Below are 12074 nucleotides of genomic sequence, written 5' to 3' on the forward strand. Positions count from 1 at the left end.
CTGTCATGCGCACTGCCCGTCCGTCCCGCCCCACCCGCCGTGGCCTGCTGGCCATGGGCGGCGCCGTAGGTCTCGGCGCCGTGCTCGCCGCCTGCGGCGACAGCGACGGGAAGGACACGGGTTCCGGCGGCTCCAGGAGCGCGGACGCGGGGCCGTGGAGCTTCAAGGACGACCGGGGGAAGACCGCGGAGGCCAAGTCGGTCCCGAAGAACATCGTCGCCTTCACCGGGGTCGCCGCCGCCCTCCACGACTACGGCGTCGAGGTCAAGGCCGTCTTCGGCCCCACGAAGACCAAGGACGGCAAGGCCGATGTGCAGGCCGGCGACCTGGACATCAGCAAGGTCGAGATCCTCGGCAACGTCTGGGGCGAGTTCAACGTCGAGAAGTACGCGGCGCTCGGCCCGGAGCTGCTGGTCACCGCGATGTGGGAGAAGGACGCCCTCTGGTACGTGCCGGACCAGTCCAAGGACAAGATCCTGAAGCTGGCCCCGAGCGTCGCCCTGTGGGCCGCGCAGACCACGATCCCCAAGGCCATCCAGCGCCACGAGGACCTCGCCGCGTCGCTCGGCGCCGACCTCAAGGCCAAGGCGGTCACGGACGCCAAGGCCCGCTTCGAGAAGGCGGCGGCCCGGCTGCGCGCCGCCGCGAAGTCCAAGCCGAACATCAAGGTCCTGATCGGCTCGGCCAGCCAGGACCTCTTCTACGTCACGCTCGCGAAGACCGCCGCCGACACCCTGTACTTCCAGGAGCTGGGGGTGAAGTTCGTCGAGCCGAAGGTGAACTCGGCGGGCTTCTTCGAGGAGCTGAGCTGGGAGAACGTCGACAAGTACCGGGCCGACATCATCATGATGGACAACCGGTCCTCCGCGCTCCAGCCCGGCGCCCTGACCTCCAAGCCGACCTGGACGCAGCTGCCCGCCGTCAAGGCCGGCCAGGTCATCCCCCGTACCACCGAGCCGATCTTCAGCTACGACAAGTGCGCGCCGATCCTCGAAGACCTCGCGAAGGCCATCGAGGACGCAAAGAAGGTCACCAAGAAGGCCGCCTGACCCCGGAATCGGGCACTCCGGTCGACAACGGGGTGCGGGTTTCGCCCGTCCGGCGGTGGAGGACAGCGCCTCCACCGCCGGACGGTCGGTCACCTCGTGTCAGCCCGCCGAAGCCGACTCCGCCGGCCACGGCACCTGCGGCGACCGGTAGTAGTCGATCCCCATCGCCGTGAACCGCGGCCCGAGCGCCGCCAGCCGCAGCTTGTACGTGTCCCAGTCGTGCGTCGCCGCCGGGGACCAGCCCAGCTCCGCCGCCCCGGGCAGCCGCGGGAACGCCATCGCGTCGATGTCGTCGCTGTCCGTCAGGGTCTCCGCCCAGATCGGCGCCTCGACGCCCAGCACCGCGTCCGCCGGAGCACCGGCGAGATAGGTCCCCGGGTCCCAGTCGTAGGAGCGCTGGACCTCGACCAGACCGGCCCACTTCAGGCCCAGTACGGTCTGGTCGTTGTACTTCATGTCCAGGTACACCCGGTCGGCCGGCGACATCACCAGCCTGGTGCCGTTCTTCGCGGCGTCCACCACCTGCTGCCGGTCCGCGGCGGACGTCTTGTCGTAGCCCCAGTACTGGGCGACCGCGCCCTTGACCGGGGTGGCCCCGGTGATCTGGTGCCAGCCCATCACGGTCTTGCCGTACTTGCCGACGGTGGCCTGCGCGCGGTTCATGATCTTGGCGTAGTCCTCGTGGCTGGTGGAGTGCGCCTCGTCACCGCCGATGTGGAGGTACCTGCCGGGGGTCAGCGCGGCCACTTCGCCGAGGACGTCGTCGATGAAGTCGTACGTGACGTCCTTGCCCGCGCACAGCGAGCTGAAGCCGACCTCGATGCCCGTGTAGAGCGGCGGCGCGACGCCGTCGCAGTTCAGCTCGGCGTACGAGGCGAGAGCGGCGTTGGTGTGGCTGGGCATGTCGATCTCCGGCACCACCTCCAGGTATCGGGAGGCCGCGTAGTTCACGATCTCCTTGTACTGGCTCTTGGTGTAGTAGCCGCCGGTCCCGCCGCCGACCTCCGTCGAGCCGCCGTACGTGGCCAGCTTCGGCCAGGAGTCGATGGCGATCCGCCAGCCCTGGTCGTCGGAGAGGTGCAGATGGAACGTGTTGATCTTGTACAGCGCGAGCTGGTCGATGTACCGCTTGACCTCGGTGACCGAGAAGAAGTGCCGCGAGACGTCGAGCATCGCGCCCCGGTAGCCGTAGCGCGGCGCGTCGGTCACACTGCCGCCCGCGACGCTCCAGGGGCCCTTCTGGCGGCTGTCCGACTCGATCCGGGCCGGCAGCAGCTGACGCAGCGTCTGGACGCCGTGGAAGAGCCCTGCCGGCTTCCGGGCGGTGATGGTGACGGAGCCCCGCCCGGAGGTCAGGGTGTACCCCTCCGCGCCCAGCTTGCTGTCGCGGGAGCCGAGCCGGAGCCGGATGCCGTCGGTGCCGTCCTTGGTGGTGACCGGCAGGGCGTAGCCCGTGGACGGGCGCAGCACGCCCGCCAGGTACTCGCCGATCCTGCGGGCCTCGCCGGACGAGCCGTCGACCCGGATCCGGGTGCCGTCGTTGAGGGAGTACGGGGAGCCGCCCGGTCGCACAGAGGCGGGGACGGGCACGAGCTGGCCGAGGGGTCTCGGCGCCAGGACCGCCGCCTCGCTGCCCGCCGCGGACGCCGTGGGCGCCGCGCACGCGGTGGAGACACCGGCCGCGCCGATGAGCAGCAGCGAGCCGAGAAGACGGGGTAGAGCACGGGGAAGAGCACTGCGCCGCGCGGTGTGCAGTCTCACAAGCCGGGTCCCTTTCTACGGGGTCACATCTGCGGATCTCCTGACCAACCGAACCGTCGCCATGCGTACCGCTTACCCAATGGATGGTCAAGGTGTAGACCACTTCCCCGCGTTGCCCGTGCCGGAACGTGGCCGACGCCCCGCGGCTTATGGCCGAATTCATCCCGGCGGCCCCGTCCGTCACGCGAACGACCGGGTGTCACAGCGCGCCGGTCGGAGGCGCCCGAAACCTCCACTGATCACAGATACAGGGCCACTCGCCCCGAGTCCTGCCCGATATCGGGCAGAATTGTTGCGCTGGAGCCCCTTCCATCGCAGTATCGACGAGTGCTCGAACGCCGCTCGTCGTACGACGACCTCATTGACCACCTGGTGCGCAGCACCGCGCTCCAGCGCGGCGAGGCCTCCCGGGTGATCCTCGACGTGCTGGCGTACTTCGACGAGACGACCGAGGACTTCGTCCGCCGCCGCCACCGCGAACTGCAGTCCGGTGGCCTGGTCAACACGGAGATCTTCGAACGGATCGCGGCCGAGCTGCCGCACCGGGCGGTCGCACCGCCGGAGCTGTCGCTCCGTCAGCTGCGCCGCATCGTCTACGGCTGAGACCGGCCCGGCACCGGGCAACCACTTACTCGCACGTCTTACGTGCACGACTTGTACGTCTACTTGTACGTCGATGGAATGACGGAGGGGCAGGGACGCCATGTGCGGAATCGTCGGTTATATCGGAAAGCGTGACGTGGCTCCGCTGCTGCTGGAGGGACTGCAGCGGCTGGAGTACCGGGGTTACGACTCCGCGGGCATCGTGATCACCGGCAAGCCGGCGGCCGGGAAGCCCGCCACGCTGAAGATGGTCAAGGCCAAGGGCCGGGTCCGCGAGCTGGAGGCCCGGGTCCCCAAGCGGTTCACCGGCACCACCGGCATCGCCCACACCCGCTGGGCCACCCACGGCGCCCCGAGCGACGAGAACGCCCACCCGCACCTGGACGCCGGCGGCAAGGTCGCCGTCGTCCACAACGGGATCATCGACAACGCCTCCGAACTGCGCCCCCGGCTCGAAGCGGAGGGCGTCGTCTTCCTCTCCGAGACCGACACCGAGGTGCTGGTCCACCTGATCGCCCGCTCGGAGGCGGACACCCTGGAGGAGAAGGTCCGCGAGGCGCTGCGCTCGGTCGAGGGCACGTACGGCATCGCCGTGATGCACGCGGACTTCAACGACCGCATCGTCGTCGCCCGCAACGGCTCCCCGGTCGTCCTCGGCATCGGCGAGAAGGAGATGTTCGTCGCCTCGGACGTCGCCGCCCTGGTCACCCACACCCGCCAGGTCGTCACCCTCGACGACGGCGAGATGGCCACCCTCAAGGCCGACGACTTCCGTACGTACACGACGGAGGGCTCGACCACGACGGCCACGCCGACCACCGTGGAGTGGGAGGCCGAGTCGTACGACATGGGCGGCCACGACACGTACATGCACAAGGAGATCTCGGAGCAGGCCGAGGCCGTCGACCGGGTGCTGCGCGGCCGGATCGACGACCGGTTCGCCACCGTGCACCTGGGCGGCCTCAACCTGGACGCCCGTGAGGCGCGCGGGGTCCGCCGGATCAAGATCCTGGGCTGCGGCACCTCGTACCACGCGGGCCAGATCGGCGCCCAGCTGATCGAGGAGCTCGCCCGCATCCCCGCGGACGCCGAGCCGGCCTCCGAGTTCCGCTACCGCAACCCGGTGGTGGACCCCGACACGCTCTACGTCGCGGTCTCCCAGTCCGGCGAGACGTACGACGTGCTGGCCGCCGTCCAGGAGCTCAAGCGCAAGGGCGCGCGGGTGCTCGGTGTGGTCAACGTGGTCGGTTCCGCGATCGCCCGGGAGGCGGACGGCGGTACGTACGTGCACGCCGGTCCCGAGGTGTGTGTCGTCTCGACGAAGTGCTTCACCAACACCGTCGTCGCGTTCGCGCTGCTCGCCCTGCACCTGGGCCGCATCCGGGACCTGTCGGTCGCCGACGGCAAGCGGATCATCGAGGGCCTGCGCAAGCTGCCCGCCCAGATCAGCGAGATCCTGGAGACCGAGGACGAGATCAAGAAGCTGGCCGCGGAGTACGCGGACGCGAAGTCGATGATGTTCATCGGCCGGGTGCGCGGCTACCCCGTCGCCCGCGAGGCCTCGCTGAAGCTCAAGGAGGTCTCGTACATCCACGCGGAGGCCTACCCGGCCTCCGAGCTGAAGCACGGGCCGCTCGCGCTGATCGAGCCCGCGATGCCGACCGTGGCGATCGTGCCGGACGACGACCTGCTGGAGAAGAACCGCGCCGCGATGGAGGAGATCAAGGCCCGCAGCGGCCGCATCCTCGCCATCGCACACCAGGTGCAGGACAAGGCCGACCACACCATCGTCGTACCGAAGAACGAGAACGAGCTGGACCCGATCCTGATGGGCATCCCGCTCCAGCTGTTCGCCTACCACACGGCGCTGGCCATGGGCCGGGACATCGACAAGCCGCGCAACCTGGCGAAGTCCGTCACCGTCGAGTAACCGCGCCACCACCCCCGGCCGCGAACGGCCCCGCAGCCCCATGTCGAGTGGGAGTGCGGGGCCGCTCCCGTCCATCACCCGAGGCGGGGGCCACCCCCGTCCCCGTTCGCATGCAATCGCACCATTTCCCAGCGGCTCTTACGCACCCCTCACAACCGCACAATCCACTTTTTCGGCTCGGCAGTTTGTTTCACCCCCTTGTTTTGGTAGTCGAGTTGACGCCAAGCGCCGTTCCGGGCGCCCGGAACGAGACCGGCCGCCCCGGAACGCCCCGAGGACGGTCGGGGCGGGGTGCACTCGAACGAGCGAGGGAGAGCGAGGGAGAGCGAGGGCCCGCTACGGGATGACGACGACCGGGCGCTGTGCGCGCCGTGCCAGCCGGCCCGCCACCGAGCCGAAGATCCGGCCGACGATGCCCTGGGTGGAGCCCACCACGATCGCGTCGGCCGAGTACTCGCGGCCGACCTCCTCCAGCTCGTGGCAGATGTCCCCGCCGCGCTCGACGAGCACCCACGGGACCTCGGTGAGGTAGTCCGCGCAGGCGAGCTCCAGGCCGAGGACCTCGGTCCGGTGATCGGGCACATCGACGAAGACGGGCGGCTCGCAGCCTGCCCAGACAGTGGTCGGCAGCCGGTTGGCGACATGGACGATGATCAGGCCGGAGCCCGATCTTCGGGCCATGCCGATGGCGTAGGCGAGGGCTCGTTCGCTGGAGGTCGAGCCGTCGAAGCCGACGACGACCCCGTGCCGGAACGCGGGATCGCAGGAATGACGTGCTTCTTCGACCGCTTGCGGGCCCGACTCGGGGTCGGCTACCTGCTTGCGGTCCGCGGGTTCAGGGATTTCGTGACCGGCCATCGGTGTCTCGGCGAAGAGAGTCCTCTTGAGGAGAGCGACTAGCGACTTGGGGAGCTGCGTCAGAGCTGCGTCAGTGGGCGGTGTGGCGGTGTCCGGGAAATATCTTCCCAACCCCTTACCCCCAAGGGTACGGCGCCACTCCTCCACGGCCCAGACCCGCGCAAAGCGCGCGCGACGTTCCACGGAGCATGCCCGAGACCGCCCCGTATGGCAATGCCGGTTGTGCCGTACACCGACGTCACGGGAGCCGGGCGGCCGCGATCGGTGACCGGTGGAACGCCGGTACGGGCGACCGTGCGGCCGCCCGCCGCAGACCGACGGGTCCACTGCCGGGGCCTGCCTCGTGCCGCCGGTTCGCCGCGGGGCGGTCGACGATCCGTCGTCGGGGTGTCGTCGGTCCGTCATCGGGTTGTCGTCGGTCCGTCATCGGTCCGTCGTCGGGTTGCCAACGGGGTCTCGTCGGGGTGTCCGACCGCTCGGTACCGACCTCGGCGCCGCCCGGCGGACCGGGAGGCGATACCGCCCGGACACGTCCGGCCGCGCCCCGTCCGGAACCCGCCGCACAGCCGGCGTCCCCGCACGCCCTCCGGTCGGCATCCGGACACCCGCAACGGCACCGCTCACCTCCTCCGGACCGGCCGAGGGGGGCGCATGGAGGCGGCCGCCCCTCTGGGGCGTGCGCCGGTTGAACGAATGATTTCCGCACACGCGACCGTATGTTTTCAGCCAACTTCATTCCCCAGCCAATCCCTTGCCGAAATGGCCGATCAACCCCCTTGCCAGCAGGCAGAAGGAGACCGCGCGGTACGCTTCCACCCAACGGGGACGGGCCATGAACGTCAGGCGCACTTCCCTGCACGACTCACGAGTGAAACGCTTCGTGATCGAATGCTTCCCGCCAGGTTGCCTTGTCGACATAAAGCCGGTTGGTGAACTTGTCACGACGGCACCACGGGACGCAGTAGATTCGATCTTGGGTGTCGAAGGCTGGGGACTCGTGCACGACCGAGGGGACAAGTGCAGGTGCGACAGGCCCGTAAGGACCAGGAAGACGCGAACACCGAGGGGGGCTTAGCGTCATGAGCCAGGACTCCGCCACCGCAACGGAGGCTGTACGGAAGCTGAGCGGGCGCCGGCGCCGGGAGGTCGTGGCCGTACTGCTGTTCAGCGGCGGCCCCATCTTCGAGAGCTCCATCCCGCTCTCCGTGTTCGGTATCGACCGCCAGGACGCGGGAGTTCCGCGCTACCGGCTTCTCGTGTGCAGCGGCGAAGAGGGACCGCTGCGCACCACAGGGGGACTCGAACTCACCGCGCCCTACGGGCTGGAGGCGATCAGCAGGGCCGGCACCGTCGTGGTGCCCGCCTGGCGCTCGATCACCTCACCACCGCCCGTGGAGGCACTGGACGCGCTGCGCCGCGCCCACGAGGAAGGGGCCAGAATCGTCGGGCTGTGCACGGGGGCGTTCGTCCTCGCCGCGGCCGGACTGCTCGACGGCCGCCCGGCGACCACGCACTGGATGTACGCGCCGACGCTGGCCAAGCGCTATCCGTCGGTCCACGTCGATCCGCGCGAGCTGTTCGTCGACGACGGCGACGTGCTCACCTCCGCGGGCACAGCGGCAGGCATCGACCTCTGCCTGCACATAGTGCGTTCGGACCACGGCACGGAGGCCGCCGGGGCACTCGCCCGCCGGCTCGTCGTGCCACCGCGGCGCAGTGGCGGCCAGGAGCGCTACCTGGACAGGTCTTTACCCGAAGAGATCGGCTCCGACCCGCTCGCAGAGGTCGTGGCCTGGGCCCTGGAGCATCTGCACGAGCAGTTCGACGTGGAGACGCTCGCCGCGCGCGCCTACATGAGCCGGCGGACCTTCGACCGGAGGTTCCGCTCGCTCACCGGCAGCGCACCGCTGCAGTGGCTGATCACCCAGCGGGTGCTGCAGGCGCAGCGGCTGCTGGAGACGTCCGACTACTCGGTCGACGAGGTCGCGGGCCGCTGCGGCTTCCGCTCGCCGGTCGCGCTGCGCGGACACTTCCGGCGTCAGCTGGGCTCCTCCCCCGCCGCGTACCGGGCCGCCTACCGGGCCCGTCGTCCGCAGGGCGGAGGTCCGGAGCCGGTCGGCCAGGTCACCGAGCAGGTGGTGCCCGCCCAGGCGGGTCCCGGGAGCCGTCGCACCCTGGCGGCTCCCGCGCCCGCGGGCCAGTCCGCCGCTGCCCCGGCAGCGCTGGACCCGGGCCGCACCGAGCAGGGGCGGCCGGGCTCCGACGCGTACGCGACAGGGCGCCCGGCCCTGCCGGGGCAGCGGAGTGCCCCGTAGGGTGGGGCGCATGAACGACCGCATGGTGTGGATCGACTGCGAGATGACCGGGCTCTCGTTGACGGAAGACGCACTGATCGAGGTGGCCGCACTGGTCACCGACTCGGAGTTGAACGTGCTCGGCGACGGGGTGGACATCGTGATCCGCCCGCCGGACGCGGCCCTGGAGACCATGCCCGAGGTGGTGCGGCAGATGCACACCGCCTCGGGCCTGCTCGACGAGCTGGCCGGGGGTACCACCCTGGCCGACGCCGAGGAGCGGGTCCTGTCCTACGTGCGCGAGCACGTGAAGGAGCCCGGCAAGGCCCCGCTCTGCGGAAACACGGTCGGCACCGACCGAGGCTTCCTGCTGCGCGACATGCCGTCGCTGGAGGGCTACCTCCACTACCGGATCGTCGACGTGTCCTCGGTCAAGGAACTGGCCCGCCGCTGGTTCCCGAGGGCGTACTTCAACAGCCCGGAGAAGAACGGCAATCACCGGGCGCTGGCGGACATCCGCGACTCCATCACGGAGCTGCGCTACTACCGCGAGGCGGTCTTCGTCCCGCAGCCGGGACCTGACTCCGAGCGCGCGAAGTCGATCGCGGCGCGACTGTCGTCGCCCTCGGCCTAGGTTCAACGGAAAACTGCTGGTCACGGCCCTTCCGGGGGCCGCGACCGGCGGCGCAACAATGAGGGCGCGAGCACCCTCAAAGACCCTGTACACTTTTTCTCGGCCGGTCGGAAAGACGACCGGACGTGGTGGGTATAGCTCAGACGGTAGAGCACCTGGTTGTGGTCCAGGATGTCGCGGGTTCGAGTCCCGTTACTCACCCTGAACGAAGAAGGCCCGACCTGTGAAAACAGGTCGGGCCTTCTTCATGCCCGAGCTCCGGGAACGGCCCCGCGCCGGGTTGATCAGTCTCCGGTTGATCAGTCCCGCACCACGCTCGCCGCGGTCACGTTCTCGATCACGCCGCCGAGTTTGGCCTTGGCCCGGGTCAGGTCCTGGATGCGTGCGGCGATGCGGTCGCGTTCGACGATGAGCTGGTCGAGCATGGCGGGGGTCGCGACGCCGGTACTCACACACGGCAGGAGTTCGACGACGGTACGGCTGGAGAGGCCGGCCGCGAAGAGGTCCTGGATGAGCTGGACCCGCTCCAGGGCCTCGTCGGGATAGTCACGCTGCCCACCGGGCGTCCGCGCCGATTCCAGGAGCCGCTGCTCCTCGTAGTAGCGCAGGGCCCGCACGCTGACCCCTGACCGCCTGGCGAGCTGTCCGATGCGCATGACGCAGGTCGCTCCCTTCCCGTTCGTACCTCACGTTGACGTCAGGTTCAGGCTAGCAATACCTGCTCGGGAGGCGCATGGGTGTCGACCTCGACGGGCGGCAGTCGCGGCTTGCACCTCACGTCAACGTCAGGTTCTAGAGTGACGGGCGTCGGACGAACACGTCGTTCCGGCCCGTCGAAGTAAGGCAGACCATCATGCGCGCAGCCCGGTTCCACGAATACGGCGAGGCGGAGAGCCTGGTGATCGAGCAGGTCCCCGATCCCCACCCCGGACCCGGTGAGATCCGTGTCCGGGTAGCGGCGGCCGGCGTCAATCCCATCGACTGGAAGCTGCGCGCCGGCGCCCTGCACCAGCTGATCCCCCTGGAGCTGCCCGCCGTTCCCGGACGCGACGGCGCGGGTGTGGTCGACGAGATCGGCGACGGGGTGCGGGGGGTGAGCGTCGGCGACCGTGTCTTCGGGCTGGGCGGTGTCACCGGGGCGACCGCAGAGCTGTTCGTCCTCTCGGCCTGGGCGCACACCCCCGACGCGTGGAGCGACGAGCAGGCCGCCGGCGCCGGTCTCGCGTCAGTGACCGCGATGGGGGGACTGAACGCGCTCGGCTCCCTCGCAGGGCGCACCCTTCTCGTCGAGGGCGCCGCCGGAGGCGTGGGCAGTGCGGCAGTCGAGATCGCGGTGGCGCAAGGTGCCACGGTGATCGGGACGGCCAGTGAACGCAACCACGAGTTCCTCACCGCCCTCGGCGCCGTTCCCACCACCTACGGCCCCGGCCTCGCGCAGCGCCTCACCGCCCTCGCCCCGCACGGCGTCGACATCGCGCTCGACACCGCGGCCTCCGGATCGCTGGACGACCTCGTCGCGATCACAGGTGACCCGACGCGCGTCGCGACGGTCGCCGACCACGCGCGCGGGCAGCGCCTGGGCACGCATGTGGTCAACGCGGAGAACGATTCCGCTCTCCTGTCCGCGGCGGCGGAACTGGGCGGGCAGGGCCGCTACACACCCCGTATCGAACAGGCCTACCCGCTGGAGCGGATCGCCGAAGCCCACGCGCACGCCGAGCGCGGACGCACCCGGGGAAAGATCGTGATCCGCGTCTGAACAGGCCGGCCGGCCCCGCCTCACGACGAGTCGCGCACGACCAGTTCCGTCGGGAGCACGATCTGCGGCCGCTCGTCGCTCTCGCCCGCGATCAGGTCGAGGAGCACCCGGGTCATCGTGCGGCCCATCTCCTCGATCGGCTGCCGCACGCTGGTGAGGGCCGGGTCCATGTGGCGGGCCACGGCCGAGTCGTCGAAGCCGATGAGGGCCACGTCGCCCGGGATGCGCCGGCCGGCCTCGCGGAGCACCTGGCGGGCGCCCGCGGCCATCAGGTCGGAGGCGGCGAAGACCGCGTCCACGTCGGGGCGGCGGGCGAGCAGCTCGCGCATGGCGCGGACGCCGCCCTCCTCGGAGAAGTCGGCGGGGGCGATCAGCCGTTCGTCGGGTTCGAGGCCCGCGTCGGCCAGGGCCTTGCGGTAGCCGTCCAGGCGCCCCTGGGAGGCGTAGACGTCGAGTCGGCCGGTGATGGTGGCGATGGAGCGGCGGCCCCGGGAGACGAGGTGCTGGACGGCGCCCCGGGCGCCCTCGAAGTTGTCGGAGTCGACCGAGGGCAGCGGCTCCGCGGCGGACCTGCGGCCGTTCATCACGGCGGGCATGCCGAGCTGCTCCAGCAGGTCGGGCAGCGGGTCGTCCGCGTGCACGGAGACCAGCAGCACGCCGTCCACGCGGTGGGCGGTGAGGTACTGGGCCAGCCTGCGGCGTTCGCGGTCGCCGCCGACCAGGGTGAGCAGCAGCTGCATCTCGGTGTCGGCCAGGGCCGCGCCGACCCCTCGGACGATGTCGGAGAAGTAGGGCTCCGCGAAGAAGCGGCTCTCCGACTCCGGCACCACGAGCGCGATGGCGTCCGTGCGGTTGCCGGCCAGGGCGCGGGCGGCGCGGTTGGGTACGTAGCCCAGCTCGGCGACGGCCGCCTCCACCGCCTCCCTGGTGCGCGCGCTGACCCTCGGTGAGCCGTTGATGACGCGTGAGGCCGTGCCGCGGCCCACGCCCGCCCGTGCCGCGACTTCCTCCAGCGTGGGCCGGCCCCCGCTCCGTACTCGCGCTGCCGTCATGGCTGCCTCCCGTTCGCGGTCAATTTCTCACAGTCGGATAACCAAACCAAGTCCTGGTGTTGGCTCTCTTGACACTCGACGGGACCGGTCGGCCGTTCCCCCGCCCCCTCCATGGGAGCGCTCCCACCCTACGC

General features: G+C 70.3%; 10 protein-coding genes and 1 tRNA gene. 7 read left to right on the forward strand and 4 right to left on the reverse strand.

The window, feature by feature from the left end:
• The first annotated feature begins 53 nt into the window (after positions 1-53).
• On the forward strand, positions 54-1049 hold the full coding sequence (locus OG892_RS13460) for an ABC transporter substrate-binding protein (protein WP_371631631.1): 996 nt from the start codon (positions 54-56) through the stop codon (positions 1047-1049).
• A gap of 99 nt (positions 1050-1148) precedes the next feature.
• Here the strand turns inward: OG892_RS13460 and OG892_RS13465 are convergent, their stop codons facing one another.
• Positions 1149-2810 (reverse strand): beta-N-acetylhexosaminidase, encoded by a 1662-nt coding sequence (locus OG892_RS13465; RefSeq protein WP_328866990.1) that lies wholly within the window; start codon positions 2808-2810, stop codon positions 1149-1151.
• Positions 2811-3137: 327 nt separating this feature from the next.
• On the opposite strand from OG892_RS13465, the gene OG892_RS13470 reads away from it, so the two are divergent.
• A complete protein-coding gene (locus OG892_RS13470) occupies positions 3138-3413 on the forward strand; it encodes a hypothetical protein (protein ID WP_073738332.1) in 276 nt (91 codons plus the stop codon).
• Positions 3414-3513: 100 nt separating this feature from the next.
• On the forward strand, positions 3514-5343 hold the full coding sequence (gene glmS, locus OG892_RS13475) for a glutamine--fructose-6-phosphate transaminase (isomerizing) (RefSeq protein ID WP_073738331.1): 1830 nt from the start codon (positions 3514-3516) through the stop codon (positions 5341-5343).
• Between the two features lie 336 nt (positions 5344-5679).
• Here the strand turns inward: glmS and OG892_RS13480 are convergent, their stop codons facing one another.
• Complete coding sequence (locus OG892_RS13480) at positions 5680-6201, reverse strand: universal stress protein (protein WP_073738330.1); 522 nt, start codon at positions 6199-6201, stop codon at positions 5680-5682.
• A gap of 1079 nt (positions 6202-7280) precedes the next feature.
• On the opposite strand from OG892_RS13480, the gene OG892_RS13485 reads away from it, so the two are divergent.
• The 3 genes from OG892_RS13485 to OG892_RS13495 all read left to right on the forward strand — a co-directional run bounded on the left by OG892_RS13485 (position 7281) and on the right by OG892_RS13495 (position 9330).
• The gene (locus tag OG892_RS13485) at positions 7281-8516 is read left to right on the forward strand and encodes a helix-turn-helix domain-containing protein (RefSeq protein WP_328866989.1); all 1236 of its coding nucleotides are present in this window, start codon (positions 7281-7283) and stop codon (positions 8514-8516) included.
• Positions 8517-8526: 10 nt separating this feature from the next.
• A complete protein-coding gene (orn, locus tag OG892_RS13490) occupies positions 8527-9129 on the forward strand; it encodes an oligoribonuclease (RefSeq protein ID WP_073738392.1) in 603 nt (200 codons plus the stop codon).
• Positions 9130-9257: 128 nt separating this feature from the next.
• Positions 9258-9330, forward strand: a tRNA-His gene (locus OG892_RS13495).
• A 98-nt stretch (positions 9331-9428) separates the two neighbouring features.
• Here the strand turns inward: OG892_RS13495 and OG892_RS13500 are convergent.
• On the reverse strand, positions 9429-9785 hold the full coding sequence (locus tag OG892_RS13500) for a MerR family transcriptional regulator (RefSeq protein ID WP_073738328.1): 357 nt from the start codon (positions 9783-9785) through the stop codon (positions 9429-9431).
• Between the two features lie 197 nt (positions 9786-9982).
• On the opposite strand from OG892_RS13500, the gene OG892_RS13505 reads away from it, so the two are divergent.
• Entirely contained in the window at positions 9983-10888 is a 906-nt protein-coding gene (locus tag OG892_RS13505; RefSeq protein ID WP_371629272.1) for an NADP-dependent oxidoreductase, read from the forward strand.
• A gap of 20 nt (positions 10889-10908) precedes the next feature.
• Here the strand turns inward: OG892_RS13505 and OG892_RS13510 are convergent, their stop codons facing one another.
• A complete protein-coding gene (locus tag OG892_RS13510) occupies positions 10909-11940 on the reverse strand; it encodes a LacI family DNA-binding transcriptional regulator (RefSeq protein WP_371629273.1) in 1032 nt (343 codons plus the stop codon).
• Positions 11941-12074: the final 134 nt, after the last annotated feature.

It is taken from the genome of Streptomyces sp. NBC_00341 (assembly GCF_041435055.1).
In the GTDB taxonomy this organism is placed as follows: Bacteria; Actinomycetota; Actinomycetes; order Streptomycetales; family Streptomycetaceae; genus Streptomyces.

Excerpts from the sequence above, each read along its gene's own strand:
- OG892_RS13460 (WP_371631631.1), top strand. The coding sequence starts at position 54 with ATGGGCGGCGCCGTAGGTCTCGGCGCCGTGCTCGCCGCCTGCGGCGAC.
- glmS (WP_073738331.1), top strand. The coding sequence starts at position 3,514 with ATGTGCGGAATCGTCGGTTATATCGGAAAGCGTGACGTGGCTCCGCTG.
- OG892_RS13480 (WP_073738330.1), bottom strand. The coding sequence starts at position 6,201 with ATGGCCGGTCACGAAATCCCTGAACCCGCGGACCGCAAGCAGGTAGCC.
- OG892_RS13485 (WP_328866989.1), top strand. The coding sequence starts at position 7,281 with ATGAGCCAGGACTCCGCCACCGCAACGGAGGCTGTACGGAAGCTGAGC.
- orn (WP_073738392.1), top strand. The coding sequence starts at position 8,527 with ATGAACGACCGCATGGTGTGGATCGACTGCGAGATGACCGGGCTCTCG.
- OG892_RS13500 (WP_073738328.1), bottom strand. The coding sequence starts at position 9,785 with ATGCGCATCGGACAGCTCGCCAGGCGGTCAGGGGTCAGCGTGCGGGCC.
- OG892_RS13505 (WP_371629272.1), top strand. The coding sequence starts at position 9,983 with ATGCGCGCAGCCCGGTTCCACGAATACGGCGAGGCGGAGAGCCTGGTG.
- OG892_RS13510 (WP_371629273.1), bottom strand. The coding sequence starts at position 11,940 with ATGACGGCAGCGCGAGTACGGAGCGGGGGCCGGCCCACGCTGGAGGAA.